General features: G+C 59.9%; 33 protein-coding genes and 1 riboswitch. Of the genes, 12 read left to right on the top strand and 21 right to left on the bottom strand.

Going from position 1 to position 26,928, the window contains the following annotated elements:
* The first annotated feature begins 33 nt into the window (after nucleotides 1-33).
* The 4 genes from pth to FD715_RS15215 all read left to right on the top strand — a co-directional run bounded on the left by pth (nucleotide 34) and on the right by FD715_RS15215 (nucleotide 3,350).
* Nucleotides 34-717 carry an aminoacyl-tRNA hydrolase gene (pth, locus tag FD715_RS15230; protein WP_147111486.1) on the top strand — a complete coding sequence of 228 codons (684 nt, stop codon included), beginning with the start codon at nucleotides 34-36 and terminating at the stop codon, nucleotides 715-717.
* A complete protein-coding gene (locus FD715_RS15225; RefSeq protein ID WP_147111483.1) occupies nucleotides 714-1,748 on the top strand; it encodes a DUF2332 domain-containing protein in 1,035 nt (344 codons plus the stop codon). The genes pth and FD715_RS15225 overlap by 4 nt, the downstream gene beginning before the upstream one ends.
* Nucleotides 1,749-1,811: 63 nt before the next feature.
* Nucleotides 1,812-2,978 (top strand): serine hydrolase, encoded by a 1,167-nt coding sequence (locus FD715_RS15220; protein WP_147111481.1) that lies wholly within the window; start codon nucleotides 1,812-1,814, stop codon nucleotides 2,976-2,978.
* Between the two features lie 3 nt (nucleotides 2,979-2,981).
* Nucleotides 2,982-3,350 (top strand): DUF2237 family protein, encoded by a 369-nt coding sequence (locus tag FD715_RS15215; RefSeq protein WP_147111478.1) that lies wholly within the window; start codon nucleotides 2,982-2,984, stop codon nucleotides 3,348-3,350.
* Here FD715_RS15215 and FD715_RS15210 read toward each other — a convergent pair.
* From FD715_RS15210 to rpsA, 9 genes are all read right to left on the bottom strand, one after another.
* Nucleotides 3,347-3,784 (bottom strand): helix-turn-helix transcriptional regulator, encoded by a 438-nt coding sequence (locus FD715_RS15210; RefSeq protein WP_370455410.1) that lies wholly within the window; start codon nucleotides 3,782-3,784, stop codon nucleotides 3,347-3,349. The two genes, FD715_RS15215 and FD715_RS15210, sit on opposite strands and share 4 nt — an antisense overlap.
* 76 nt (nucleotides 3,785-3,860) lie before the next feature.
* Entirely contained in the window at nucleotides 3,861-4,298 is a 438-nt protein-coding gene (locus tag FD715_RS15205) for a hypothetical protein (protein WP_189799505.1), read from the bottom strand.
* An 80-nt stretch (nucleotides 4,299-4,378) separates the two neighbouring features.
* Nucleotides 4,379-4,630, bottom strand: coding sequence for a hypothetical protein (locus tag FD715_RS15200; protein WP_147111472.1), 252 nt, complete (start codon nucleotides 4,628-4,630; stop codon nucleotides 4,379-4,381).
* Between the two features lie 229 nt (nucleotides 4,631-4,859).
* Nucleotides 4,860-6,107, bottom strand: a complete 1,248-nt coding sequence (gene trpB / locus FD715_RS15195; RefSeq protein WP_147111469.1) for a tryptophan synthase subunit beta — start codon at nucleotides 6,105-6,107, stop codon at nucleotides 4,860-4,862.
* A gap of 15 nt (nucleotides 6,108-6,122) precedes the next feature.
* The gene (locus tag FD715_RS15190; protein ID WP_147111466.1) at nucleotides 6,123-6,572 is read right to left on the bottom strand and encodes a GNAT family N-acetyltransferase; all 450 of its coding nucleotides are present in this window, start codon (nucleotides 6,570-6,572) and stop codon (nucleotides 6,123-6,125) included.
* Complete coding sequence (locus FD715_RS15185; protein WP_147111463.1) at nucleotides 6,569-7,213, bottom strand: phosphoribosylanthranilate isomerase; 645 nt, start codon at nucleotides 7,211-7,213, stop codon at nucleotides 6,569-6,571. Before FD715_RS15185 ends, FD715_RS15190 begins: the two co-directional genes overlap by 4 nt.
* Nucleotides 7,214-7,222: 9 nt before the next feature.
* Nucleotides 7,223-7,573: a LapA family protein gene (locus FD715_RS15180; RefSeq protein WP_147111459.1), complete on the bottom strand. Its 351-nt coding sequence runs from the start codon at nucleotides 7,571-7,573 to the stop codon at nucleotides 7,223-7,225.
* Complete coding sequence (gene ihfB, locus FD715_RS15175) at nucleotides 7,573-7,857, bottom strand: integration host factor subunit beta (protein WP_147111456.1); 285 nt, start codon at nucleotides 7,855-7,857, stop codon at nucleotides 7,573-7,575. Before ihfB ends, FD715_RS15180 begins: the two co-directional genes overlap by 1 nt.
* 275 nt (nucleotides 7,858-8,132) lie before the next feature.
* Complete coding sequence (gene rpsA, locus FD715_RS15170; protein WP_370455412.1) at nucleotides 8,133-9,794, bottom strand: 30S ribosomal protein S1; 1,662 nt, start codon at nucleotides 9,792-9,794, stop codon at nucleotides 8,133-8,135.
* A gap of 446 nt (nucleotides 9,795-10,240) precedes the next feature.
* Between rpsA and FD715_RS15165 the strand changes: the two genes are divergently transcribed.
* From FD715_RS15165 to FD715_RS15155, 3 genes are all read left to right on the top strand, one after another.
* A complete protein-coding gene (locus tag FD715_RS15165; protein ID WP_223274909.1) occupies nucleotides 10,241-10,876 on the top strand; it encodes a hypothetical protein in 636 nt (211 codons plus the stop codon).
* Nucleotides 10,877-11,057: 181 nt separating this feature from the next.
* Nucleotides 11,058-11,324, top strand: coding sequence for a MarR family transcriptional regulator (locus FD715_RS15160; RefSeq protein ID WP_147111448.1), 267 nt, complete (start codon nucleotides 11,058-11,060; stop codon nucleotides 11,322-11,324).
* Between the two features lie 33 nt (nucleotides 11,325-11,357).
* On the top strand, nucleotides 11,358-11,951 hold the full coding sequence (locus tag FD715_RS15155) for a hypothetical protein (protein WP_147111445.1): 594 nt from the start codon (nucleotides 11,358-11,360) through the stop codon (nucleotides 11,949-11,951).
* A 10-nt stretch (nucleotides 11,952-11,961) separates the two neighbouring features.
* Here the strand turns inward: FD715_RS15155 and FD715_RS15150 are convergent, their stop codons facing one another.
* The 9 genes from FD715_RS15150 to miaB all read right to left on the bottom strand — a co-directional run bounded on the left by FD715_RS15150 (nucleotide 11,962) and on the right by miaB (nucleotide 20,491).
* The gene (locus tag FD715_RS15150) at nucleotides 11,962-12,558 is read right to left on the bottom strand and encodes a hypothetical protein (protein ID WP_223274908.1); all 597 of its coding nucleotides are present in this window, start codon (nucleotides 12,556-12,558) and stop codon (nucleotides 11,962-11,964) included.
* A 115-nt stretch (nucleotides 12,559-12,673) separates the two neighbouring features.
* On the bottom strand, nucleotides 12,674-13,855 hold the full coding sequence (metK, locus tag FD715_RS15145) for a methionine adenosyltransferase (RefSeq protein WP_147111442.1): 1,182 nt from the start codon (nucleotides 13,853-13,855) through the stop codon (nucleotides 12,674-12,676).
* A gap of 3 nt (nucleotides 13,856-13,858) precedes the next feature.
* A riboswitch (SAM-SAH riboswitch) is annotated at nucleotides 13,859-13,908 on the bottom strand.
* An 8-nt stretch (nucleotides 13,909-13,916) separates the two neighbouring features.
* On the bottom strand, nucleotides 13,917-15,434 hold the full coding sequence (lnt, locus tag FD715_RS15140; protein WP_147111439.1) for an apolipoprotein N-acyltransferase: 1,518 nt from the start codon (nucleotides 15,432-15,434) through the stop codon (nucleotides 13,917-13,919).
* A complete protein-coding gene (locus FD715_RS15135) occupies nucleotides 15,431-16,318 on the bottom strand; it encodes a hemolysin family protein (RefSeq protein WP_147111437.1) in 888 nt (295 codons plus the stop codon). The genes lnt and FD715_RS15135 overlap by 4 nt, the downstream gene beginning before the upstream one ends.
* Before the next feature lie 46 nt (nucleotides 16,319-16,364).
* Nucleotides 16,365-16,868 carry an rRNA maturation RNase YbeY gene (ybeY, locus tag FD715_RS15130; RefSeq protein WP_223274906.1) on the bottom strand — a complete coding sequence of 168 codons (504 nt, stop codon included), beginning with the start codon at nucleotides 16,866-16,868 and terminating at the stop codon, nucleotides 16,365-16,367.
* A gap of 49 nt (nucleotides 16,869-16,917) precedes the next feature.
* The gene (locus FD715_RS15125; RefSeq protein ID WP_147111432.1) at nucleotides 16,918-17,910 is read right to left on the bottom strand and encodes a PhoH family protein; all 993 of its coding nucleotides are present in this window, start codon (nucleotides 17,908-17,910) and stop codon (nucleotides 16,918-16,920) included.
* Nucleotides 17,911-18,056: 146 nt separating this feature from the next.
* Nucleotides 18,057-18,359 (bottom strand): hypothetical protein, encoded by a 303-nt coding sequence (locus FD715_RS15120; RefSeq protein ID WP_147111429.1) that lies wholly within the window; start codon nucleotides 18,357-18,359, stop codon nucleotides 18,057-18,059.
* 10 nt (nucleotides 18,360-18,369) lie between these two features.
* Nucleotides 18,370-18,933, bottom strand: a complete 564-nt coding sequence (locus FD715_RS15115; RefSeq protein WP_147111425.1) for an OmpA family protein — start codon at nucleotides 18,931-18,933, stop codon at nucleotides 18,370-18,372.
* Between the two features lie 235 nt (nucleotides 18,934-19,168).
* Entirely contained in the window at nucleotides 19,169-20,491 is a 1,323-nt protein-coding gene (miaB, locus tag FD715_RS15110; RefSeq protein WP_147111422.1) for a tRNA (N6-isopentenyl adenosine(37)-C2)-methylthiotransferase MiaB, read from the bottom strand.
* A gap of 117 nt (nucleotides 20,492-20,608) precedes the next feature.
* Here miaB and FD715_RS15105 point away from each other — a divergent pair, with 117 nt between their 5' ends.
* Nucleotides 20,609-21,475, top strand: coding sequence for a glycosyltransferase family 2 protein (locus tag FD715_RS15105; RefSeq protein ID WP_147111418.1), 867 nt, complete (start codon nucleotides 20,609-20,611; stop codon nucleotides 21,473-21,475).
* A 16-nt stretch (nucleotides 21,476-21,491) separates the two neighbouring features.
* Here the strand turns inward: FD715_RS15105 and FD715_RS15100 are convergent, their stop codons facing one another.
* The 3 genes from FD715_RS15100 to FD715_RS15090 form a co-directional block, all read right to left on the bottom strand.
* On the bottom strand, nucleotides 21,492-22,268 hold the full coding sequence (locus FD715_RS15100; RefSeq protein WP_147111415.1) for a methyl-accepting chemotaxis protein: 777 nt from the start codon (nucleotides 22,266-22,268) through the stop codon (nucleotides 21,492-21,494).
* 32 nt (nucleotides 22,269-22,300) lie between these two features.
* Entirely contained in the window at nucleotides 22,301-22,720 is a 420-nt protein-coding gene (gene irrA, locus FD715_RS15095; protein WP_147111412.1) for an iron response transcriptional regulator IrrA, read from the bottom strand.
* A gap of 73 nt (nucleotides 22,721-22,793) precedes the next feature.
* A complete protein-coding gene (locus tag FD715_RS15090; RefSeq protein WP_147111409.1) occupies nucleotides 22,794-23,579 on the bottom strand; it encodes a 2OG-Fe(II) oxygenase in 786 nt (261 codons plus the stop codon).
* 131 nt (nucleotides 23,580-23,710) lie between these two features.
* On the opposite strand from FD715_RS15090, the gene fabA reads away from it, so the two are divergent.
* From fabA to FD715_RS15070, 4 genes are all read left to right on the top strand, one after another.
* Nucleotides 23,711-24,220, top strand: coding sequence for a bifunctional 3-hydroxydecanoyl-ACP dehydratase/trans-2-decenoyl-ACP isomerase (gene fabA, locus FD715_RS15085; RefSeq protein ID WP_147111594.1), 510 nt, complete (start codon nucleotides 23,711-23,713; stop codon nucleotides 24,218-24,220).
* A gap of 33 nt (nucleotides 24,221-24,253) precedes the next feature.
* Nucleotides 24,254-25,483, top strand: coding sequence for a beta-ketoacyl-ACP synthase I (gene fabB / locus FD715_RS15080; protein WP_147111406.1), 1,230 nt, complete (start codon nucleotides 24,254-24,256; stop codon nucleotides 25,481-25,483).
* 9 nt (nucleotides 25,484-25,492) lie between these two features.
* The gene (locus FD715_RS15075; protein ID WP_147111403.1) at nucleotides 25,493-26,284 is read left to right on the top strand and encodes an enoyl-ACP reductase; all 792 of its coding nucleotides are present in this window, start codon (nucleotides 25,493-25,495) and stop codon (nucleotides 26,282-26,284) included.
* Nucleotides 26,285-26,513: 229 nt separating this feature from the next.
* A complete protein-coding gene (locus FD715_RS15070; RefSeq protein ID WP_147111401.1) occupies nucleotides 26,514-26,885 on the top strand; it encodes a hypothetical protein in 372 nt (123 codons plus the stop codon).
* Nucleotides 26,886-26,928 lie beyond the last annotated feature (43 nt).

The raw sequence follows: 26,928 nt of genomic DNA, 5'->3' as shown, positions 1-26,928 counted from the left end.
TATGCTGCGCTGCAACATCTACGGGAGGCGTTCATGAAACTCATCGTCGGTCTGGGCAATCCAGGCCCGAAATATGCGCGCAACCGTCACAATATCGGCTTTATGGTCCTCGACCGCATCGCGTCCGATCACGGCTTTCCGGTATGGAAGTCCAAGCACCAGGGCTCGGTGTCCGAAGGACGGTTCGGATCGACCCGCGCGATCCTGCTGAAGCCTGAAACCTACATGAATAAATCGGGCGACAGCGTCGGCGCCGCGATGCGGTTTCACAAGCTAGAGCCCAAGGATGTCATTGTCTTACATGACGAAATCGACCTCGCCCCGGGCAAGGTGCGCTGGAAGGTGGGTGGAGGGCACGCCGGGCACAACGGTCTGCGGTCGATCCATGCGCATATCGGCGCGGATTATGCCCGCGTTCGCCTTGGAGTAGGACATCCGGGTCACAAGGATGCCGTGCCCGGTTACGTGCTGCGCGATTTTCCGAAGGCGGACGACGCATGGCTTGACGATGTCATACGTGGCTGTTCCGACGGCGCCCCACACCTGGCGCTTGGTGATGGCGCAAAGTTCATGAATGCAGTCGCCTTGCGCGTCGCACCGCCGCGATCCAGCAAGACGGTAGAAAAGGAAACCAAAACAAGCGCTTCAGATCCAAAAACGATAGACGAACCTGACGCAAGGTCGCCACTGCAGAAACTTATGGACCGTTTTTCATGACCCTACGCCAAGCCTTTTTGAATCAATCTGAAACCTGCGCACATATGGGCTCACCCTTGATGGGTCGTGTCCTGAACATCCTAGCAGAACACTGGGACCCGGACACGCCGCTCGGTCAAAAAATGGCTGAATATCAAGGAGATATTGGACCCGCCGGGCATTCCCTTCCCCTCCGGATCGGTGGCGGACTGCACGCCTTGGTGCTGCGCAGCCAAGACGCGGGCCTGATGCAAGCCTATCCACCCAACACTGTCGATGACGCGACGCTTGCACAGGCGATCCTCAACGCACTGACCACACACGAAGATTTCTTCCTTGATTGGACACGGCACGCGCCGCAGACTAACGAAGTTCGGCGCAGCGCCGCGCTGATCCCGATGGCGCATGTCGCGCTGTCGCACTTTGACCGGCCCATCGTGCTATCCGAACTAGGCGCGAGTGGCGGGTTGAACCTGATGTGGGACCATTTTGCACTCGCCACCCCCGCACATAGTTTCGGCCCAGAAGATCCGGTGCTGACCTTCAGGCCGGACTGGACCGGCCCGGTGCCTGCAAAGGGAAATCCACAGGTTGTGGATAGGTCAGGTGTGGACCTCAACCCTTTGAATCTCCAGGATGAAAATGATCATTTGGCACTACTATCATACCTCTGGGCCGACCAGCCGCACCGGGTTGAGTTGACCCGTGCGGCAACATCCGTGCTCACAGCCAAGGTGGACCAAGGCGATGCCATCGACTGGCTCGAACAGCGTCTGGCGACTGTGCCTAACGGGCACATGCACATGATCCAACACACGGTCGCGTGGCAGTATTTTCCGGCGGACGCGCAAGCGCGCGGCACTGCCATGATTGAAGTGGCTGGCGCAGCTGCTACCCCGGAGACGCCGCTGGCGTGGATGCAAATGGAAACCGATGGTGACACTACGGGCGCCGTTGGCGCGGCACTCACCCTGCGTTTGTGGCCCGGCGACCTCACCCTGAACCTTGGGCGTGCCGATTTTCATGGCCGTTGGATCAAATGGGCGTCGTAAGCGGTCGCTGCGCTTACTCCTAATGACGATTTCCGGAAAATCGCATCAGGGCGGAGGATAGAATTGAAGAAAGTCGCTAAATGGATACTCAGAGCAGGTTTGGCTCTGATAATTGCCGCCGTTATGATCGGATTGTGGAAGCGCGAAGAGGTCACACGCCTCCTTGCCGTCAATACGTTGTTCGATGAAGGGCGGATTGTATCGAACTTTTCGAACATGGATGGCGCCTTCCTGCATCGCGAGATTCCAAAAGGCGACACACCGGTCAGTCCGCTCCCCATCGGCACACCGCTTGAGATGCCGTCCGGATACGCGACTTGGGTTATTGACCGAACAGTGACGTCGACGCTCGTCCTGAAGGACGGGCAAATCGTGCACGAAGCCTACTACCAGGGAACAGGCGCCGACGACCTGCGCGTCAGCTGGTCCGTTGCCAAAAGCTACCTTTCCGCCCTGTTTGGCATTCTGGTGGACGAAGGCGCGATTGCGTCGCTGGATGCACCCGTGACGGATTACGCGCCAATGCTGAGGGGCAGTGCATATGATGGCGCGACCATCCGGAATGTGCTGCAAATGACTAGCGGCATCACATTCGACGAAGACTATCTGGATTACCACAGTGATATCAACAGGATGGGCCGGGTCCTGGCCCTAGGCGGCAAGATGGACGACTTTGCTGCTGGTTTGACCGACACCTTCGCCCCCGCTGGCGATGTATGGCAATACACGTCCATCGACACCCATGTCGTCGGCATGGTGGCCCGCGGCGCAACAGGGCGCAACATCCCTGACCTGATGGCGCAGAAACTCATCGAACCGCTAGGGTTGGAGCGGTCCCCGCTTTACCTCACAGATGGCGTCGGCGTCGCCTTTGTCCTTGGTGGGCTGAACATCACGACGCGCGACTACGCCCGCTTTGGCCAAATGATCCTGCAGGGCGGGCGGTGGAACGGTCAGCAGATCGTGCCCGCGGACTGGATAAAAACATCAACACGCCCCAACGCGCCTACAGCGGAAGGCAAGACCGGGTACGGTTATCAATGGTGGATCCCCGTTGGCGCATCCGACGGACAGTTTATGGGGCGTGGCATCTACGGTCAGTACCTCTATATCGACGAACAGGCGGGTGTGGTCATCGTCACAACAGCCGCAGATCGAAAGTTCCGCGAGGCGGGCGTGACCGCTGCGAATATTGACATGTTCCGCCAAATCGTGGCCGCAACGGAGTGAACAATGCAACCCGACGACAGTGTAAACGTACTTGGCACAACGCTTGAGCTCTGCGGCATGGACCCTGTCACCGGATTTTTCCGTGACGGTCACTGCAACACCTGCGCCGCGGACCAGGGCAGCCACACCGTTTGCGCCGTCATGACGGCAGAGTTTCTGGCCTATTCCAAGTATGTCGGAAATGATTTGAGCACACCGCGACCCGAGTATCGGTTCAAGGGGCTGGCCCCCGGTGACAGCTGGTGCCTGTGCGCATCACGTTTCCTGCAAGCACACGAGGAAGGCTGTGCACCCAAGGTCAGCCTGACGGCGACGCATCTCAGGGCGCTTGACGTGGTCCCTCTCGAAATCCTGAAAGAACACGCAGCCTAGTGCTGCAGAGGTCCCTCCATCAGGTCGTCAATGAACAGGCTGAGCAATTGCGGACGGCCTGAGACACCAGCCTTGCGATAGATTGCATTGGTCTGGGCCTTGACCGTCCCCTCGGATGTTTCGCGCAATGCAGCGATGTCCTGCGTGCTGAACCCTTTGATTGAAAACAGCGCCACGTCTCGTTCGGCTGGGGTCAGACCCCACAAGGTAAATTTGTCCTCCAGCAGCTCCATAAACGCGCCAGAGGCCGCGCGGAGCTGGCTTTCCACATGTTCGGAACGGCGCACTGCAGCGCGCAGCATGTAAGCGCCAACGCCGACCCCGATGATCAGACCAAGAGCGGCCGCAATTTCGATCAGTTCGTGGACCTGCCAACTGATTGGCGCAATGGGCAGGCCCAGCAAAGTAACAAGAATTTCAGATACAAAGAACACGGCACACAACGCTTGAACCAAAAACACTATCGAAAAGATGACCGTGCGTTTTGATATACTTAAAGTCACGCGACCCTCAGTCGTCGCCATTGTCGCCTCCGTTATCCCCCCCGCCGTCGCCGTCACTGTCGCCATCGCTGTCGCCGTCGCCGCCGTCATCTCCGTTGTCACCATCATCGCCGTCATCATCATCGTCGTCGCGGTCATCGTCACGGTCGTTGCCCACGCCGCTCGACCGACCCGGATTCACGATTTGCGAATTCTGACCGTCACCGTCCAGTTCGCGCCAGTAATCGCGCAAAATCTCTCCGGTAACCGGGCTGACCACGATCTCACGATAGAGGTCTCTGCTCCGCGCAACGATCCGCGAGCGGCCCAGCAACGTGCGCCGCACTTCAATCTGGGAAAATCCCTGATCACGCAATTGCCGGACGATGCTGTCCTCGATTGGACCGGCAAAGCTTGGTGCGCTGACGGCACAGGCAAACGCTATGGCACACGCCCACGTCTTCATTTCACGCCCTCCGACCGGCACGGCGCAAAGGGTGCCGTTGTCCCGGTCGTTGGTTGCGTCGACGCGCACGCATGGGAACGTCAGCCATCACCACCGCCGTCCCCGTACTCATGTCCGCCTTCCCCGCTATCATCATCGTCATCATCTACACCCCAATCGTCTTCGCGATCATCATACCGGCCCAATCGCTGGTCATCATCACCATCAAATAGTGACGCACCGCCCGCAACACGGTCAAACAGATCCGAAAATTTGAACCGTCCCTTGATGTCGGCCTGCGCCGTTGTTGCAATGAGCATTGTAATCGCGGCCAAAGTCACTGCCTTTTTCATCTCGTATCCCTTCTGTTGGGTATCGCGGCGGAAATCCGCGATGTGTTCCAGAAAAGGGACCGAAACGCGCGATTGCCCATGATCTACGGGTTTAATCGGATCGGGGTAAACACATAGTCCAAGGGCCTAAACCGGAGTTTATTGGTGCCACGCGACCGGGCCGGAGCGGTCGCACGAACAAAAAAAGCGGGCCAATGGCCCGCCGGTGGTTCGTAACGCAAAGGCGCAATTATTCGACGTTGCGACCTTCCGGGCCGGTCATGTCAAAGCCCAGATGCCGCGCGACAGTGAAAATGTCCTTGTCGCCGCGCCCGCACATGTTCATGCAGATGATGTGATCGGACGGCAGCTTGGGTGCTATTTTCATGACGTGCGCCAGGGCATGCGATGGTTCAAGTGCCGGAATGATCCCCTCAGTGGTGCAGCTAAGCTGGAAGGCCTCCAGCGCCTCGACATCCGTGATCGAAACATACTCGGCACGGCCGATGTCATGCAGCCAGGCGTGTTCCGGCCCGATCCCCGGATAGTCTAGACCGGCAGAGATCGAGAACCCTTCGAGGATCTGGCCATCGTCGTCTTGCAGCAAGTAAGTGCGGTTGCCATGCAGCACGCCGGGACGGCCGCCGGTGAGGGAAGCGCAATGCTCCATCTTCGCATTCACGCCCTTGCCACCCGCCTCGACGCCAATGATCGCGACCTCTTTGTCGTCGAGGAAGGGATAGAACAGCCCCATCGCATTGGACCCGCCACCGATGGCCGCGATCACTGTGTCGGGAAAACGGCCCTCGGCCTCCGTCATCTGCTCGCGGACTTCCTTGCCGATGATGCTTTGGAAGTCGCGAACCATAGCGGGGTACGGGTGTGGCCCGGCCACTGTACCGATACAGTAGAACGTGTCGCGGACATTTGTGACCCAGTCGCGCAGGGCATCGTTCATGGCGTCCTTGAGTGTGCCGCGACCAGAGGTCACCGGGATCACCTCTGCACCCAGCAGCTTCATGCGGAACACATTGGGGGCCTGACGCTCAACGTCATGCGCACCCATGTAAACCACGCACTTGAGGCCGAATTTCGCGCAAACAGTTGCGGTGGCCACCCCGTGCTGCCCCGCCCCGGTCTCGGCAATGATCCGGGTCTTGCCCATACGACGCGCCAGGATGATCTGGCCCAGCACGTTGTTGATCTTGTGCGCGCCGGTGTGGTTCAGTTCGTCCCGCTTCATGTAGATCTTGGCGCCGCCCAAGTGGTCCGTCAGGCGCTCAGCGAAATAGAGCGGGCTTGGCCGACCCACATAGTGCTTCCACAGATGGTCCATCTCAGCCCAGAAGCTGTCGTCGGTTTTGGCCTTTTCGTATTCCTCTTCCAGCGACAGGATCAGCGGCATCAGCGTCTCGGACACGAACCGCCCGCCAAAATCGCCAAAGCGCCCGTTTTCATCGGGGCCAGTCATGAAGGAATTGAAAAGATCGTTGGCCATCGTCGCCTCCCGCGTTCAGGTCAGATCGCGTTTATACCCGATGTGAGAAGGGGTAAAGCCAAGCCGCTCGTAGAAACGAGCGCTGTCGGTGCGACCTTTGTTCATGGTCAGTTGCATCAGCTTGCACCCGGCGGCGCGGGACCTCGCCTCGGCATCAGCGAACATCGCCTCGCCAATGCTTTGCCCGCGCAGATGGCTGGCCACACGCACACCTTCGATCTGTGCGCGGCGCGTGGCACTCAGGGACAGACCGGCGATGAATGTCAGGTGGTAAGTGGCAATGACGTCACCCGCCAGTTCACCGACGATGACGGTGTTGTTCGGGTCCGCTTCAATCTCTCTGAACGTCGGCAGATAGGCATCGGCTTGGGTGCTTTCGCGGGTTGCGCCCAGCTTGTCGTCCATCAGAAGTGACAGGATGGCGGGAACGTCAGCCTCCGTCGCGTTGCGAAAGGTGACGCTCATGCGCCCTGCGCCGCCGCCATGAAGGCGCGGATCAGGTTTGCGTCCTTTTCACCCGGTGCAGCCTCAACTCCCGAACTGATGTCCACCTGGCGCGCCCCGGTCAGGGCAACCGCTTCAGCCACGTTCTCGGCCGTCAGGCCCCCAGCGAGCATCCAGGGCACCGGCCAGCGCCGCCCCGAGATCAGACGCCAATCAAACGTCAGGCCATTGCCACCCGGCAGATCTGCGTTTTTGGGCGGTTTCGCGTCGACAAGGATCTGGTCCGCCACACGGACATAGGCGTCGAGCGCAGGCAGATCGTCAGCATCTGCAACGCCCACCGCCTTCATCACCGGCAAGCCATAGCGCGCCTTGATTTCAGCCACTCGGTCGGGCGTCTCGGACCCGTGCAATTGCAACATATCGAGCGGGACTTGGGCGATGAGGTCGTCCAGAAACGTATTATCCGCATTCACGACCAACGCCACCTTCGCGACACCGGGAGGAACATCCAATGCCAAAGCCCGCGCGTCCGCGATGCTAATGTCGCGCGGAGACTTCGGGAAAAACACAAAACCGATGTACTTCGCGCCCGCCTCAACTGCTGCGGCAACGTGTTCGGGGCGGCCCAAGCCGCAGATTTTGACTGAAACGTCGGACATGAGGTTGGATTAGCTGGCTTCGTCCAGAAGCGCCAGCACCTCGTCCTTGCCCTCGTGCTTTTCAGACTTCAGGCGTTTGACTTCGCGCTCGAGGCGGCGCTTGTCACGGGCGTTGCGCGCGTTCTCTGCCCGGATGGCGTGTTCGCGCATCCATTCCCAGACAAAGCCAACGAGCAAACCAACAATGATGCCGCCAAAGATCACGACGAACAGCGGAAGTTCTATGGTCGGGGCCACCGCAAAAAGACCAGCGATCTCGTCCGGCAGCAGCTTCAACGTCACCATGCCGCGATTGGCCAGGGCAACGGCAATAAGCGCCACGGCAAAGATGGCAATGCAGGCATATCGGATGTAGCGCATCAGGCTTTCCCGTTCAGACGATCACGCAAGAGCTTACCCGTCTTGAAGAAGGGCACATGCTTTTCTTCGACTTCCACCGTCTCGCCGGTGCGAGGGTTCCGGCCGGTCCGGGCGTCTCGTTTCTTGACTGAAAAGGCGCCAAAGCCGCGCAACTCAACCCGGTCGCCACGTGCCATCGCCTTGGTCACTTCGTCAAAAATCGTGTTCACGATCCGCTCGACATCTCTCTGATAAAGGTGTGGGTTTTCGTCTGCGATCTTCTGGATCAACTCTGACCGGATCATCTTATTCCCTCCCGAGAGACTCGGACATTTTGTCTTTAGCCGTCTCGTAACTATAGGAACAAACGTCGCTTTCGGGAATAGCCCGTATTTGGGCTTGGGTCGATTTTTTACCCGCCGCACAGGCACATGAGCGGTTTTTAGACCCACATCTGCCATAACGCACGAGTGTGCCGCATTGAGCGGTCCTTCAAATGGCAACGATTCGACATGTGAAATGACATAGAAAAAGGGGCCCCGCAGGGCCCCTTCGAAACGCTTGCAGCCTGTGTGTCGGCCTACTCGTCGCCCTTGAGGGCAGCGCCCAGGATATCGCCCAGCGATGCACCGGAGTCCGACGAGCCGTACTGTTCCACGGCCTCTTTCTCTTCCGCGATCTCGCGCGCCTTGATCGAGACGCCCAGACGACGGGTCTTGCTGTCGATGTTGGTGATGCGGACGTCCACCTTGTCACCGACCGAGAAACGCTCGGGGCGCTGTTCGGCGCGGTCACGCGACAGGTCGGAGCGGCGGATGAAGGATTTCATGCCTTCGTATTCCACTTCGACGCCGCCATCTTCGATGGCTGTCACTTCCACGGTCACGATCGAGCCGCGCTTCACGCCGCCCACGGCTTCGGCAAACTTGTCGCCGCCAACCGCTTTGATCGAGAGCGAGATGCGCTCTTTCTCGACGTCCACTTCGGACACAACCGCGTGGACCATGTCGCCCTTGCGGTAGTCCTGAATGGCTTCCTCGCCACGCTGGTCCCACGACAGGTCGGACAGGTGAACCATGCCGTCGATGTCGCCTTCGAGGCCAACGAACAAACCGAATTCGGTGATGTTCTTGACTTCGCCTTCGACTTCCGTGCCCTCGGGGTGTGTTTCTGCAAACACTTCCCACGGGTTACGCATGGTCTGCTTGAGGCCAAGGGAAACGCGGCGCTTGGCACCGTCGATTTCCAAAACCATGACCTCAACCTCTTGCGAGGTGGACACGATCTTGCCGGGGTGCACGTTCTTCTTGGTCCAGGACATTTCGGAGACGTGGACCAGACCCTCGACACCGGGCTCCAGTTCGACGAACGCACCGTAATCGGTGATGTTCGTGACGCGGCCTGTGTGCGTGCTTTCCAGCGGGTACTTGGCGGCCACCAGATCCCATGGATCTTCCTGCAGCTGCTTCATGCCCAGCGAAATGCGGTGGGTTTCTTTGTTGATCTTGATGACCTGCACCTTGATCGTCTCACCGATGGTGAGGATCTCGGACGGGTGGTTCACCCGGCGCCATGCCATATCGGTAACGTGCAGGAGACCGTCAACGCCGCCCAGGTCAACAAACGCACCGTATTCGGTAATGTTCTTGACCACACCGTCGACGTTCTGACCTTCGGACAGGTTGCCGATAACCTCGGCGCGCTGTTCTGCGCGGGACTCTTCGAGGATCGCACGACGCGACACAACGATGTTGCCACGGCGACGGTCCATCTTGAGGATCTGGAACGGCTGCTTCAGACCCATCAGCGGGCCAGCGTCGCGCACGGGGCGGACGTCAACTTGGCTACCGGGCAGGAAGGCCACCGCACCGCCGAGGTCGACAGTGAAGCCACCCTTGACGCGACCAAAGATGGCACCTTCGACGCGGGCGTCGTCGGCATATGCTTTTTCCAGGCGATCCCAGGCTTCTTCGCGGCGGGCCATCTCGCGCGAGATGACGGCTTCGCCACGGGCGTTTTCGGCCGCGCGCAGGTACACTTCGACCTCGTCCCCGACAGAGATTTCGGGCGCTTCACCGGGATTTGCGAATTCTTTGAGCTCGACGCGGCCTTCCATCTTGTAGCCTACGTCGATGATGGCTTGGCCTGCCTCGATGGCGAGGACCTTACCTTTGACAACAGACCCCTCTTCGGGCGTGTCCATTTCGAAGCTTTCTTGCAGGAGGGCTTCGAATTCCTCCATCATTTTATCAGCCATGTGGCGTCGGTTTCCTAACTATGTTCAGTTTTTCGGGCCGAGCGGTTGTCTCCGCCGGTCTTGGTGGGTTTGAGCCTTTGGTCATCGCTACGCGTCCGGAAAACAGATACAGGGCCTCCGACAGATCGGGGCCCTGAATACTTTCCGTGAATCATCACGTCACGCCGACGCGCGCGGTATAGTGCAGCCGCGTCAATGTCGCAAGTCGCATCCCCATCTGCGCGCCGACCACCGGCGCACCATCTCGCGCTGGTACCACCAGTTTGACCGGAATATGGGCACGTTTGCTTCGAAGGCGTGATTGACAATCCGCAATTATAGTCATTATGACTACGATCAAAGGTAGAATTCTCGAAACCGTCCTGATTTAATTCGCAAACGAGGGTAAGGTTCGAGCTGGGGACTTCAGTTTTACTGTCTTGGGGAAGAAGATGGATGACTACGAAAACGACTGTCGCATAGTCGATTCCGACTTTTCTACAGCCACTGACACAAATGATACTGCGCAATCCGACTCAACTTTGGCGAATGCGGAAAACGTCTGGAACAATATCCTCGTTTTTCCTGCCAAGGATGCCGCCGAACCGGCACCAGCATCAACGCATGTTGAGGTTTCAAGGGCCACCGATGGCTTTGATGTGGATGACGACCTTTGGGCGCGCGACGTATTCCTCGTCTGCGCCACCGCCTCGACGGCACCGGTTACGCTGCAGGCACTCTCCGAGCGGATGAAATCACTGACCGTTTCAGATGACTTTGATCACGCATTCCAACTGGCAACCTGCTGTGATGGCGCAGATGTTCTGCTTGCACTTGATCTGGATGCGGCCGAAGACATCAAGGACGTCTTTATCAGATTGGCAGAATTGAGACGGTCAAACCGCCCGCTTGCGGTGCTGACGATGTCGCGGTCCTTTACCCGGACATGTGTGACACACCGCGAAAACTCTGACTTCTCTGATGCGAGCGTGCGGCTCCCTGCATCTGAATATGAGATGTCTATGGCGCTGCACTTCGCGGTCACCAACGCATTTCTGCGAACATCCTGCGACGACGACCAAAAATGAAACGGTTTGACTGCGCACAAGGCGTAAAACCGAGATCTTGATGGCGTGTTGTTGTCAAAATGATTGATCGCTTGTAATAGATTGAGAAAACTGGCGCTGGAAAAAGCGCCGCAGGCTGTGGTGTACCGTGGATACAAAAATACTAGGGCAGATCGCACAACTTCGCGCTTTGCTCGAAGAGATGGAAAAAGACTTTGGCATGCATGAATTGTCGCGAAACGAACGCGACATTGTCTTGGCATTCTGTGCATGCATCAAGGAGAACAAGTCTGGCGAAAACATGTGCTCGACGGATGTCGTGCGCTCCAATCCGATCGTCAAGGAAATCTCGCAACCGACCTTTCACAGAACCCTCAAGCAGTTGATCAAACGGGGATTGATCGAACGATGCGAAGGGTTTCCCATGGGGCTTTATCGGCTCTCGGATCGCGCGTCAGGCCAGTTGTAAGGGGGCTGGCGCCCAAATGAAAAAGCATACGGCTTGTCAAAATCCCTGGACACATCAGCACGGCTGAACAACGACATATTACTCAAGATAGGCTTGCACAGTGGCGCGTTGATCGTCGCTTACTTCCTGACCTGGGAACTGATCATGGACGGCCAACGCATGTTGATGCCGATGTTGCCCACCCTCGCCACGCTCTTCTATCTGCCATTCGCCGTCAAAGTCATCTCCGCCTTCTTCGAAGGCTGGCGCTGCATTCTATATCTGACGCCCGGTATCCTGATTGGAAACATCTTCTGGGTCGGAATGCCGTTTGATTCGACCGTGACCTATTTCACATGGCTGGCCAGCTATGGCGCGGCTCCGGCTATATTTGCAGCGCTCGACTGGGCCACGCGAGATGATCGCAGGAACGTCACGGCCGGTCAGGCCTGGCGGACGATGATTGCAGGTGGTGCGGCCGCATCCGTTTTGATTTCGGTACTCGTCCACGTCATTCGACACCGGAACGTGCCGCAAGACGATTTCATTCTGAGCATGCTCAAATACATGGTCGGTGACATGCTCGGCTTGCTGCTTGTTCTTGCGGTGCTGATGGGCGTGTTCCGCTACATGCGCAAGGCGCGCTAGCCGCGCGGCATCAAATCTCTTCTCCCAACTCTTGCAGTTCTTTCAGGAGTTCCCGGTAGATACCATTGCTGTCGCCACCACCAAAAACCGTCGCTCCGCCCGAATAGGTTTGTCCGTACGTGCGTGCCACGTTTATGGTCTGCACGAAGGCCGAAAGCAGTTGATCCTTTTCCAGTGGGCTGAGCGGGTGGATGAACACGCCCCACAGCCGCCCCTGCGCGACGGCATAACGTGCATCGAGTGCACTGTCGAAATTGGCCTGCATCAGCCGCATCAGTTCGGAGGCGTCCAGCCCGTCCGCTGACCGGATCGGCACCATCGCCCGCATGCGATCTGCAACAGGGTCCGCGATCACGACGATCGGAATGTCATCTATGGTGAACTGGATCGCGTTGCCTGCAGGTTGCGCTTCGGGATCAATGGCGCGGATAATCTCCGCCATGCGCAGCAGCGTCATGGGCGGCTCAATCGGCGCCTGTGGCAATTCCTGTGCATCCGGCAGGATCTCTGCGTCCGAGCCATTGTCGGACGTCTGCGCGTGCGCCACAGGAAAAACAGCCATACCGGCCAAAATTGACGCCACAAATGCCGTGCGGAGAAATGCCATGGCGAAGCCCTTTCATCTTGGAATAGACGAAAACTAGGCCAGCCATGGCTCAAATACCAAGCACCGTTTGGTGATCTATTGAAACAGGCGCGGCAGAATTCGCGCCTGCGCGATCTTAGATCGCCTTGGTTAGCGCGTCGGCCAGATCGGTGCGTTCCCAGCTGAACCCTCCGTCAGCATCAGGCGCACGGCCAAAATGGCCATAGGCCGCAGTGCGCTGATAGATCGGCTTGTTCAGGGACAAGTGCTCGCGGATGCCGCGCGGTGTCAGATCCATCGCCTGGGCCACAGCGCTCTCGATCTTGGCATCGGGCACCTGGCCTGTGCCAAACGTATCGCAATAGATCGACAGCGGTTTCGACACGCCGATGGCATAGGACAGCTGGATCGTACACTTGTCAGCCAGACCCGCGGCAACCACGTTCTTGGCCAGGTAGCGGGCGGCATAGGCTGCCGAGCGGTCGACCTTGGTCGGATCCTTGCCCGAAAACGCGCCGCCGCCGTGCGGGGCTGCGCCACCATAAGTGTCCACGATGATCTTGCGCCCGGTCAGACCAGCGTCGCCATCAGGACCACCGATCACGAACTTGCCTGTGGGGTTCACGTGCCATTCGGTGTTGACCGTCAGCCAGCCTTCGGGCAGCACTTCCTTGATATATGGGGCGACGATGTCGTGGATGTCATCGCTGCTCAGCGCTTCGTCAAGATGCTGGGTCGACAGCACGAGCGAGCTAATGCCCACGGGCGTGCCATCGCGGTAGACCACAGACAGCTGCGATTTGGCATCGGGGCCAAGCGCAGGTTCCGTACCATCCTTGCGCACCTCGGCCAAGCGCCGCAGGATCGCGTGCGCGTAATGGATCGGGGCCGGCATAAGCTCGGGCGTCTCGTTCGTTGCAAAGCCGAACATGATGCCCTGATCCCCTGCCCCCTCGTCCTTGTCATCTGCCGCATCCACGCCCTGCGCGATGTGGGCGGACTGTTCATGCAGAAGGTTCGTGATCTCACATGTGGCGTGGTGGAACTTGTCCTGCTCGTACCCGATATCCTTGATGCAGGCGCGCGCGATCTCGTCAATTTTGCCCATGTAATCATGCAGCTTGGCCTGATCGCTCAGGCCAACCTCGCCGCCGATGACGACGCGGTTTGTCGTGGCAAATGTCTCGCAGGCGACGCGGGCCTCTGGCTCTTCTGCGATCAGGGCATCAAGCACGGCGTCGGAAATACGGTCACAGACTTTATCGGGGTGGCCCTCGGAAACGGATTCCGAAGTGAAAGTATAGTTTTTACGAGACATGAGCGCTCCATTAGGTTCAATCGCACCACGTCAGGAAGCCGTTGTGGCACGTCGAACCCGCTTACGCTTCGGGCGCGGGGGCGTCAATGGGCTGAGCGCGACGTGTGCTGGCGCGGTGCAACACGGCACCAATCAAACCTGACAACACCAAAAGAACCCAAGGCAGATCGCCCGTCCGACTGTAGAGCGTCGGCGCACCCGGTGCGGGCAACCGTGCGTCCAAGTATCCGGCCTCGTTCAGAGGAAGCGAAGCCGTGATCCGACCCTTCGGATCAATGACAGCAGAGATACCCGTGTTGGCCGCGCGGATCAGCGGCAGCCCTTGTTCAATGGCCCGCATCTGCGCTTGGGCCAGATGCTGTTGCGGACCCGAACGCATGCCGAACCAGGCGTCATTGGTCAATTGCATCAGGAAATCCGGGCGCGCGGAGGATGCCCCGATGTCGTGGGCAAAAACCGCCTCATAGCAGATGAGCGGCAGTGCTGTGCCAAGCGGCCCCATGTCCAAAAGCTGTGGACCCGGTCCAGGCGTGTATCCGCCATCAACGCGATCCGCGATAGATTGAATGCCAAGCCTGCGAAAGAGCCACGGCAAGGGCATGTACTCCCCGAACGGCACCAGATGGTGTTTGTCATAGACTTGTGTGACCTGGCCCGTGGCATCCAGGGTCACAAGGCTGTTGTAGTACTGCCCCGCCTCTTCCCTTTGGATACCCAGCACCACCGGCGCGCCGCGCGCGGCATCGGCGATCACGTCAAGCGCCGGTTGTGCCTGATCGAGTAGGTACGGCAAGGCGGTTTCGGGCCAGACCACAAGATCGGGCACATCGCCATCCGCCGTGTAATCAATCTGGCGGTTGATGAAGACGGGAATGCGCGCTGGATCCCACTTCTCCTGTTGCGGTGCGTTCGGCTGCACAAGGCGCACGGTCTGCTCTGTCAGCGGACTTTCAGCAGCGGGCAGCGGGATCACATCAAGCACCGCCGCCAGAGCCACAACAAGTGCCACCTTCACCCACTCGCGCGACACCGCCCAGACCAGTCCTGCCGCCGCAGTCAACACCAGCATCGTGCCATGCGGCCCGGCCCACGACAGAACGTGCCCGGCCAGACCACCCACCAAGGCTTGCGGCGGCGTCGCCCATGGAAAGCCCGTGAACAGATAGGCCCGCAGCATCTCCGCTCCGGTCATGGCAAAGACCAGGACCCAAACATGCCCGCCCGACCAACGTGCCAGACTGAGGGCTGCGGCCCAAAACAGCGACAGCCCGACCGACATGAACAGCAACGCAAAAGGCGCCATCCAACCCGTCGTTGCCGCATCAACCTGAAACGGTTCGACGATCCAGGTCAGCGTCGCCGCAAAATACCCGGTGCCCAACGCCAGACCAAGCAGACCGGCCGCCATGACAGACCGCGCAATCGACAAGAGCCCGAAGGCAGAGATCAGCGGGATCAGGATCGCGACGGACAGATCAAATGGCGCGTGCGCGAACGAACCCGCGGCACCGGCTGCCACTGCCAGCAGAATCTGCGCCCAGATCGGAGCATTCTCAATCCAGGCACGCATCGTGGTCATTCAGCGGGCTCCGGCCCCGTCAGCCGCACGCGCATCCGTTTGATGCGTCTGGGATCGGCGTCAATGACTTCGAATTGCGGGCCATCAGGGTGCACCACGACCTCACCCCGCGCAGGCACGCGACCTGCGAGCATGAACACCAGACCACCGAGTGTGTCTATCTCTTCCTCGTCCACATCATCGTGGGTGGTCAGCGACACGCCAATCTCGGCCTCGAATTCCTTGAGTGGGGTCTTCGCGAGCGCAAGGTAGCACCCGGTCTTTTCACGGGTGAACAGCACACCCTCATCGACGTCATGCTCATCCTCAATCTCCCCGATGACCTGTTCGATCAGGTCTTCGATGGTCACGAGACCGTCAACACCGCCATATTCGTCGATGACCAGCGCCATGTGCCGACGTTCCGTCTGCATCTTGGTCAGCAGGACACCGATGGTCATGGACGGCGGCACGAAAAGCAGCGGGCGCAGCCGCGCGCGCAGATCAAAATTTGCGGCGCCACCGTTGAAACCGTGTTGCAATGCGACGTCCTTGAGGTGGGCAAAGCCGATGGGCGTGTCGAGCGTGCCCTCGAAAACCGGCAGGCGCGTATAACCGCTTTCCTTGAACACCTGCACTAGCTCTTCCAGCGATACGGTGTCAGCCACGGCGGTGATATCGGCCTTTGGCACAGCCACATCTTCGACGCGCAGACGGCGCAGGTTGATCATGCCATGGGACTGAGGGCGCAGGGCGGGCGCATCGGACGACGCGTCATCGCTGTCACTCGGGCTGAGCGCGCCAATCACACGCGACAGAAAGCCACCGCTTTTCGAAGGTTCGGTCATGTCAGTGTCTGACTGCGCGCGTTGCGCCGCGTCAGACGATCCGTCGGTATCGCCCATTGGCTCCTATCCAAGTCACAATTGGGGCGCGGCCCCATAACAGCGCCTAATATGGGTTAGGCAGCCCCAGTTTGCCAAGTATTTCGACCTCCAACGCCTCCATCCGCGTGGCGTCAAGGTCACGAATGTGGTCGTAGCCCAACAAATGTAACGTTCCGTGAACAAGCAAGTGGGTCACATGGGCCTCGAACGGCTTGCCCTGATCCTCCGATTCCTGAGCGCAGGTGTCATAGGCGATGGCAATGTCACCCAAGCTGAGCGTGCCGTCAGGATCCGGCGTAGGCTGTTGCGGCGCAGCGCCCGCCGCCTCAGATCCCAGATCCTCCTCGGGCCAGCTCAGCACATTGGTCGGCACCGGTTTGTCGCGGAAATCCGAGTTGAGCACGGCCATGCGCGTGTCGTCGCAGGCCAGCACCGACACCGAAGCATCCGGGATGCTGCGATTGTCGAGTGTGACGGCAATGGCTGTTTGGGCGAGCGATAGAAGCCCCACCTGCTGCCAGCGGTCATCTTCGATCAGGATGTCGATTTCGTGTGGCAGGTGTTGCAACCGGGGGCCAGCCCCCGGACCCCCGGGATTTTTTGAAACAGGGAAGAGACTAGGCGCTCTCCGCGTCCGCCTCATAGGCTTCGATGATGGCCGCCACAAGCGGGTGCCGTACGACGTCCTTGGACGTGAAATAGTTGAAGCTGATGTTGGGGATGGATTTGAGCAGGCGTTCCGCGTCCCACAGGCCAGAGGCGACACCGCGCGGCAGATCAATCTGGGTGCGGTCGCCGGTGATGACCATGCGCGAGCCCTCGCCAAGGCGGGTAAGGAACATCTTCATCTGCATGGTGGTGGCGTTCTGCGCTTCATCCAGCACGACAAATGCGCGGCTGAGCGTGCGACCGCGCATGAAAGCCAGTGGCGCGATCTCGATTGTCTTTTCTTCTTTGAGCTTGGCCAGTTGCTTGCCCGGCAGGAAATCGTTCAGCGCGTCATAGAGCGGCTGCATGTAGGGATCGACCTTTTCCTCCTGCGTGCCGGGCAGAAAGCCCAGCCGTTCACCCGCCTCCACCGCAGGGCGGCACAGGATGATCCTGTCCACATGGCCCGAGATGAACATCGACACTCCGACCGCAACGGCAAGATAGGTCTTGCCCGTGCCCGCGGGCCCGATGCCAAACGCCATCTCGTTTTCGAACAGCGCCTCGACATATGCCTTTTGGGCATCAGTGCGTGGCTCAACCAGTTTCTTGCGGGTCTTGATCTCGATCCGGTTGCCCACCGGCATTTCCAGCTGGTCGCCCTGCCGGCTACCCGTGCCTGCCTCGGACTGGCCCATGCGCAGCTCGCGGTCGACGTCGGCAGGCTCCACATCCTTGCCCGTTTCAAGCCGCAGGTAGAGCGCGTTCAGCACGTCGCCTGCGCGCTTCTGCGCGGCCTCATCCCCCATCACCGCCAACACATTTCCCCGTCGCACGATCTGCACCTCCAGCGCGGATTCGATGGCCGTCAGATGGCTGTCATAGGGACCACACAGGTCGATCAGCAGACGGTTGTCGGGAAATTCCAGGACACGTTCCTGGGATGGGTGGTCTAGGGTCAAATGCTGCTCCTTGAGTCTGTACTGGCACCAGCGTTGCAAGTTCGCGGTGGGGGTGCAACGGGCACAGGCCGTATTTCATGCAAATGAAACAAAAAAGGCCGGGGCGCACCGCGCGCTCCGGCCCTGTTTTCTGTGGTGCAGAAAGATCAATTTGGGTCGTTGACCCGCGATCCGCCCTTGAAGTCGCCTGCGGTATATGTCGGCTGGGCCACACCAGAACAGACCGGCTTGCCATAGGGGTCCAGGCGCGCCGACAGGTAGCCTTCGACACCGTCGTCGATGATCCAATGGTCACATCCATTCGGATCCACCCAGATCCCGGCTTGCAATTGGCTCAGGTCCTTGCGGTCTGTGCCACGATCGACAGTCTTGTCCGCGGGCAGGCCATCGCCGCAGGCAGCAAGCGCGAGCCCTGCGATCACCAGAGGCACAAATTTCAACTTGGTCATGATGCGCCCCTTACTGAATGCAGATGATTTCGACACGGCGGTTGGCTGCCATGCCTTTGGCCGTGTTGTTGGGCTGCGCCGGCAACCGTTCGCCGTAGCCGCGCACGTCGGCGATCCGCCCACCATTTTGCTGCGCGATGGCCGCCACAGCATTGGCCCGGTTCAGCGACAGGCGCAGGTTATAGGCATCGCTTGCGCGGCTGTCCGTGTGCCCAGTGATGATAAAGGCCTGCGCCGTGGACTGCTGGAAGAACTGCGCCAGCCGTTCGCGGCCCGCCTTGTGGATGCGGAAGCTGTCGGTGGCAAAGAACTGATCCGACTGCATCACACCGCATAGGTTGCCCCGCCGACAGACCGGGATGCCCTTGCGATTGACGTGCGGGGTCATGTAGCCCTCTGCCCCGTCGTCCATCACCCAGTGCTCACACCCGTCCGGGTCCACCCAGATGGTCGGAATGTATTGTCCCCGGTCCCGGCCCTGCTGCGACCGCGTGTCTGTGCTGAAAGTCTGTGCAGATACGTCCGCGACCATGAGCGCCGTCAGCGCCACCGCGGTGGCAGCCGCCGTGGTCATAAGCCTATCAACTGTTTTCGAAATGAATTTCGCCACAGCCTGTCCCTTTTTTGTTGGTCCCCCGCAAGGATCACCAACATGCCTGGAAACAGACGGGTCCTTGCCACACTGCTCGGAACCGTAGGAAAAAATGAACGATCTGTGAACCCGTTTTTACCAGATATTGTGCTCTGATTGGGCAGACTTACAACTGATCCGAGCCTTTTTCGCCCAAATTGCAGGCGAAGGCTCTGCTTCAGTCAATCACACCGGCCAAGGAGTTTGCCGCTGCGTCAACGATTCTCACCGGTGCGATATCACCGATGCCGACCGGCGCGTCGGCAACATGGACGGCGTGCAGGTATTCACTCTTGCCGCCCATCTGTCCGGGCAAGCGTCCTGGCTTTTCGAACAGCACGTTCACCGTACGGCCGACCATACTGTTCTGAATGTCGCGCTGCTGGCGTGTGATCAGGCCCTGTAGCCGTTGCAACCGGTCATCGGCCTCGGCGGGATCAACCTGTGGTCGTTCCGCCGCTGGTGTGCCCGGACGTGTCGAATACTTGAAGCTATAGGCATAGCCGTACTTCACCTCTTCGACGAGGTCGAGCGTGGCCTGGAAATCGGCCTCCGTTTCCTCGGGAAAGCCCACGATGAAGTCGCCGGACATCAGAATGTCGGGGCGTGCCGCGCGAATACGCTCGATCAGGCGCAGATAGCTGTCGGCGGTGTGGCTGCGGTTCATGCGCTTGAGAATCGTATCGCTGCCCGACTGCACCGGCAAATGCAGATACGGCATCAGCTTGCTGCATGTGCCATGCGCTTCAATCAGATCATCGGTCATGTCGTTGGGATGGCTGGTTGTAAAGCGGATGCGCTCAAGCCCGTCGACCTTGTCGAGGTCCCAGATCAGCTTGGCCAGGGTATACTCCGACCCATCCGGCCCCGCGCCGTGATAGGCATTCACGTTCTGGCCCAGCAGCGTGATTTCACGCACGCCGCGTTCCACCAGATCACGCGCCTCGGCAAGAATACGATCCACCGGGCGGCTGACTTCGGCCCCGCGCGTATAGGGAACCACGCAGAACGCGCAGAACTTGTCGCACCCTTCCTGCACGGTCAGGAACGCAGTCGGGCCGCGCTGCGCCTTGGGCCGCCCCTTCAGCTTCTCGAACTTGTCCTCCTCCGGGAAATCGGTGTCGAGCGCCTTTTCCCCGGCCCGTGTCCGCGCCTCCATCTCGGGCAGGCGGTGGTAGCTTTGCGGCCCCACGACCAAATCGACCATGGGCTGGCGGCGCATGATCTCCTGTCCCTCAGCTTGCGCCACACACCCCGCCACGCCGATCTTGAGGTCCGGCTTGTCGGCCTTCAGCCCCTTGTAACGGCCCAACTCGGAATAGATCTTCTCCGCTGCCTTTTCACGAATGTGACAGGTGTTCAGCAGGATCATGTCCGCATCATCGGGTGTCTGTGTTTCGACATACCCCTGCCCGCCCAGCGCTTCGGCCATGCGTTCGCTGTCATAGACGTTCATCTGACACCCATAGGTCTTGATAAAGAGCTTCTTTGGCGTCGTCATGGGCTTCGGTCCCGAAATGTACGGATGGAAGCGGTCGCTTATCAGGCCCTCGGCTATCTTGCAATGCGGCCCTGATTAACGGAAATTTGACCGCAACGGCGCCACAAGGACCAAGCCATGCATTTCGACAGTCTGAGCAATTTTCTCAACGACGCGGACGCGGTTCCAAAGACCGGGCCCGTGGCCTTGATTCTGGCAGAGGACGACGTCGAACTGGACACCACGTTGCGGCACCATCAACAGGCCGGTTTCAAGCAGATTATCGCCTTCATGGACCGGCGCCTGATCCTCGCGCGCGACCTGGCCGAATCCGTGATCCGCATAGACTTTGACGCATCGGCGGCGGGAGCGCTGGAAACGGCGGTCAATACCGTGATCAAGGCGGTGCCGGACGGGACGTGGATGTTTTATTGCTACAACGCCGAATTCCTGTTCCACCCGTTCTGCGAAACCCGCTCTGTGGGCGAGATGCTGGCCTTTCACACCGAAGAGCGGCGCGATGCCATGCTGACCTATGTCGTGGACCTGTATGCGGAAAACCTGTGGGACAATCCGAATGCGGTCTCGTTGGACCATGCGCATCTGGACCGGTCGGGCTATTACGCTCTGGCGCGCAAAGGTCTGGATGGGCACCCCAAGGATCGGCAACTGGACTTCTTTGGCGGGCTGCGCTGGCGGTTCGAGGAACACGTGCCCGAAGCGCGGCGCAAGATAGACCGGATTTCACTGTTCAGGACAAAACCGGGCCTGCAACTGCTCAGCAATCACACATTCAACGACGAAGAATACAACACCTATGCGTGCCAGTGGCACCACAACCTGACCGCGGCCATCTGTTCGTTCCGAACCGCCAAGGCACTGAAACTGAACCCGGGCAGCACGTTCGACATCGAAACCTTCAAATGGCATAACTCGGCCGCGTTCGAATGGCATTCGCGCCAGCTTCTGGACCTCGGGCTGATGGAACCCGGACAGTGGTTCTGACACCGCCGCCGCGCGGCTAAAGCCGTTCTGTAAGATCGCGCACGGTGCCGGTCACGCTCCGCGCTGATGTCTGGATCGCCTCTGACATGGCCTTCACCTCGGACGCGATGACGGCAAAGGCGCGGCCAGCGTCTCCAGCCCGCGCCGCCTCGACCGAGGCGTTGAGGGAAATCAGGCGCACCATCTTGCTGACGGATTGAATGTCCGCCACCGCCGCGTCCGCCTTCGCCCGCATGGTTTCGGCATAGGCCACGCGCGATTGCTCCTGCGCCTCCACTTCGGCGTTCAGGATATCGAGCAGCCCGACAATTTCCGGCGCAAGTTCGGTAATGATGTAATGCGAGGTGTCTCTGTGCACCGCTTTCGTCCGGGACGGCTGGTTGATCGCGACGTCCTGCACATGAAACAGCATTCTCGCCGTCTCCCGAAACGGATCCGCCTGTTTTGGCGCCCGCGCAAGACAGCCGTGGAACCAGGCGAGCGCGTCGGGATGGTAATCGGGGATGTCCGCAGACAAATCAAAATACCGCATCACATGGTCGAGTGCGGTGCGCGCACGTCCGATGTCGTCCAGAACGCGGCTGCGATCCTCTTCGTCATCGAGATAGGGCAACAACGCGCAATCGTAGTTCAGCCATGTACCCACCGCGCGAAACTCGTGCGGCACCGCGGCCAACGCCCTGCACTGCAATTGCAGCACGCGCGTCAACGGCGCATCAGGATGATCGGGGTTGATGTCGAACAAAGGCAAACTTTCGGTGGGCGTAAGTCCCGAAAGCCGTACCTGAAACATCTTAGCCGGAGGTAAAGCCGCCGGGGGAGTGCTCAGCTTTTGCGCCGCAACCGGATCACCACATCCACCGACGCAATCTCCGCGCCCGCTGGTGCATCAGGCAGCTGCGCAATCACCAGCTCGTCCGACGGCGCATCGGTGAGCTTGGCCTCGTCTTCCCAGAAGAAGTGCGGGTGATCATGCGTGTTTGTGTCGAAGTAACTTTTCGATCCGTCCACCGTCACTTCCTGCATCAGCCCTGCATCGCAGAACGCGCGCAACGTGTTGTAAACGGTGGCGAGCGATACGGCCTCGCCCTCGGCCTTGGCAGATTCAAACAGGCTTTCGGCGGTGACGTGCCGATGCTGGCCGTCGCCGATCAACAAGGTGGCCAGCGTCACACGCTGCCGCGTCGGGCGCAGTCCTGCCCCGGCCAACCATTTGATACCTGTCTGTTGCTGCGTGTGGGTCATACCGTCCTCGTAGCGTTACCCTACATATAAAGGGCCATCGTTTTGCAATTCAATCGCAAAACGAGGATAGGCATTATGCCACACGTCCGAAAAAGCCCATCTGTTCTTCGGAACTGAAGGCGCGACCCGGCGTGTCGTAGTGCGACAGCACCGCGACAATCCGCGATGTACCGGGCCTCACGGTCGACACCCGATGCGCCGTGTTCACGCCGAGAAACACGTTCAACGTGCCCGCCGACTGCTCAAGCGTCGTCGGCGTGATGCGACCAGCCAGCAAATCGGCAATCCCCGCATGATTGGGGTCATCCTCGCGGCGCAGATCCTTGGCATATTCGAACAGCCCACCAACGCTCGCCTCTTGCAACAGCAGCGTGGTGGTAAAGATCGACCGATCAAAATGCCAGTTCAGCGCTTCGCCAGGCCGGTACTCCAGCACATTCAGCCCGGCCAGCGCGTCGTCCATCGTGTAAAGCTGCGGCTTGTCCATAACCGCCGCAAGGAACGTCGCGAACGCAGGCCACAGATAAATCTGGTCCAGTGCAGTGCCGCGCATTTGATCATGGCAAAGCGTATGGTTTGCCGTCTCCACCTTCCGCAGTGCCGGATCATCCGGCGGCAAACCATCGACGTGATCCTTGAAGTAGATGTTGTGCGCACGGCGATGGTGAAAACTCTCCGCCTCCATACGCGGGTGAACGTGCGTCAACACCGCCCTCAACGCCTCAGGGCGCATAAAGCCCGGCAAATTGAACAACCCGTCCCGCGCCAGGCCGTCTTTCGCAAATTGCACCAGTGCATCCCATTCCGGCGTGTGCGGACGGTCGAGCGGATAGCGATCAAGATCAACGACGTCTTTCATATGCCTGACCCTGCCGCACCCGCAGCAACCTGACAAGCCACCGCCAGCGCCCTTGCGCCCTTCGCCCGCCCGGTGCTAGAGGGTCAAAACCCTGTAAACGGGACCACATGCGCGACCAATACGAGGCCCCAATGGCAGACTACCCCACCCGTTTTGACAAAGACGACCTGTTGAAATGCGCCCGCGGTGAGCTGTTTGGCCCCGGCAACGCGCAACTGCCCGAACCGCCCATGCTGATGATGGATCGCATCACCGACATCTCGGGCGATGGGGGCGAATACGGCAAGGGGCATGTGATCGCCGAATTCGACATCACACCGGACCTGTGGTTCTTCGACTGCCACTTCCCCGGCAACCCGATCATGCCCGGCTGTCTCGGCCTCGACGGCCTGTGGCAACTGACCGGCTTCAATCTGGGCTGGCGCGGCTGGCAGGGGCGCGGTTATGCCCTGGGCGTGGGCGAAGTAAAGCTGACCGGCATGGTCCGCCCCGACCGCAAGATGCTGACCTACTATGTCGATTTCACCAAGGCGATCCAGACCCGCCGCCTGACCATGGGTGTCGCCGACGGGCGGGTGGAAGCCGACGGCGAAGTGATCTATCAGGTCAAGGACATGAAAGTCGCTCTGTCAGAAAGCTGACCTGTCGGACCGAGGCCAGAAAGGACCCTGATCATGCGCCGCGTTGTTGTCACCGGTTTGGGAATCGTGTCGTCCATCGGCAATAACGCCGAAGAGGTGCTCGCCTCCCTCAAATCCGGCACCTCGGGAATCGTCGCCAGCGAAGAGATGGCCGAACACGGCTTTCGCAGCCAGATCGCCGGAACGCTCAAGCTGGACGTCAAGGAACACGTGGACAAGCGCGCACTGCGGTTCATGGGACCGGGAGCCGCCTATGCCCATATCGCCATGACGCAGGCCATCGCGGATGCGGGGCTGGAAGAAGGTGACATCGTGAACCCGCGCACGGGACTTGTCGCCGGGTCCGGCGGGCCGTCCACCTCGGCCATGCTGACCGCGCACCAGACCGTGCTGAAGACAGGCGCGACCAAGCGCATCGGCCCCTTTGCCGTGCCCAAATGCATGTCCTCGACCATCAGCGCGAACCTTGCAACGGGCTTCAAGATCAAGGGCATCAACTACTCCATCACCAGCGCCTGCTCGACCTCCCTGCACTGCATCGGCAATGCGGCCGAACAGATCATGCTGGGAAAACAGGACGTGATGTTCGCAGGCGGCGGGGAAGAACTGGACTGGACCCTGTCCTGCCTCTTTGACGCCATGGGCGCGATGTCCTCGAAATACAACGACACCCCCGCGCGGGCCAGCCGGGCCTTTGATGCGGACCGCGACGGGTTCGTCATCTCCGGCGGCGGCGGCATCGTCGTTCTGGAAGAGCTTGAACACGCCAAAGCACGCGGTGCCAAGATCTACGCGGAAGTGACCGGCTACGCCGCGACATCCGACGGCCATGACATGGTGGCGCCTTCGGGCGAAGGCGGTGAACGCGCCATGCGTCTCGCGCTCCAAACCCTGCCCGAAGGCCGCAGTGTGGACTACATCAACGCCCATGGCACCTCGACCCCCGTGGGCGATGTGGGCGAAATCGAAGCCGTCCGCCGCGTCTTTGGCGAAGGCAGCACACCGCCCGTCAGCTCCACCAAGTCCATGACAGGCCATGCCCAAGGGGCGGCCGGGGCGCTCGAAGCCATTTTCAGCCTTCTGATGCTGGACAACGATTTCATCACACCATCGATCAACGTGGAAACCCTAGACCCCGGCCTGAACGCCTCCGAAATCGCAACGGAAATGCGGCCCGACGCAGGTCTCGATTCGGTGATGACGAACTCCTTCGGCTTCGGCGGCACAAACGGATCCATGATCCTTTCGAAATTTCACGGGTAGTATTTCGCCATGACAGGATTGCTGACAGGAAAACGCGGCCTTGTGATGGGCGTTGCCAACGATCGCTCGATTGCATGGGGCATAGCAAAGGCGCTGCACGGCGCCGGCGCCGAACTGGCCTTTACCTACCAGGGCGAAGCCTTCGGAAAACGGCTGGAGCCTCTGGCGGCCAGCGTCGGGTCCGACTTCATGGTGGACGTGGATGTCACCGATGACGCCTCGCTTGATGCGGCCTTTGAAGGGCTGCAGGCCCGCTGGCCGACCATCGACTTTCTGGTCCATGCCATCGCCTATTCAGACAAGTCGGAACTGACTGGGCGGTTCCTGAACACCAGCCGGGCGAACTTCAAGCATTCCATGGAAATCTCGGCTTATTCCTTTGTCGAGGTTGCGCGCCGCGCGCACCCCATGATGGTCGAGAACGGCGGCACACTGCTGACGCTCACCTATCTGGGGTCGAACCGCGTTGTCCCGAACTACAACGTCATGGGCGTGGCCAAGGCGGCGCTGGAATCAGCCACCCGCTACCTCGCCAACGATCTCGGCCCCGAAGGCATCCGCGTGAACGCCATCTCACCCGGCCCGATGAAAACACTCGCAGGGTCTGCCATTGCAGGCGCGCGCAAGACGTACAAGCACACCGACCAGAACGCGCCGATGCGGTCAAACGCAACGCTTGAAGCTGTCGGCGGGACAGCCGTCTATCTCTGCTCCGACGCTGGCGCTTGCACCACCGGAGAGGTCATCCGTGTCGATGGCGGCTTCCACGTGCTGGGCATGCCCCAACAGGATCACCTCTAGGCACGACAGCGGACCATCAGGTGCGGCACGTGTAACGCCGCGCGACGGAATGTCCGCACACCTTCGTATAAACCACATGAATGACGGCAACGCGCCGAAGGCTTACGCACGCCCCCGGGACGATGCACATCCCATGTGCGCGGCGCTCTTAACCAATGCTCAACCTTCGCGGATGCACACTGCGCGTATCCGCCCCAAAATAGCCAATTTCATCACATAGGCTTTCACCATGTTCGCGAAACCCAAAGACCCGGCACACCACGCCCGCATTCTCGACCGGCGCGCCGCGCGCCTGCGTCGGTCGAACTGGCTGCGCCGTCTGGTGTTCTCGCTTACAGGCATGGGTCTGCTGCTGCTTCTGCGCATGAATCCCGGCCTGGTCGAGGATGTGGTTGCGATGGCCCATGACGTGCCCCCGCGCGCGCAACAGCAAAGCAGGTTCGAGGCACCGCAAGATGTCCATGTCCGGCGCATGCCGACCGACGCCGTACCCGTGCACCGCCTTGGTGCAACATCCCCCACCAACACGCAGCAGATCGACGTGCAGGCCCAGGCCAACGACGTGGCGCAAACCTTGCGCGCTCTTACGCCCGGCGGTTGATGGGACGGTGGGTGGGGCGTCGTTCCGCGCTAGCGTGAACGCG

Source organism: Tateyamaria sp. syn59, assembly GCF_007995245.1.
In the GTDB taxonomy this organism is placed as follows: Bacteria; Pseudomonadota; Alphaproteobacteria; order Rhodobacterales; family Rhodobacteraceae; genus Tateyamaria.
Note: the sequence above shows the minus strand (reverse complement) of the source record. Positions and strands in the feature narration are given on the sequence as shown.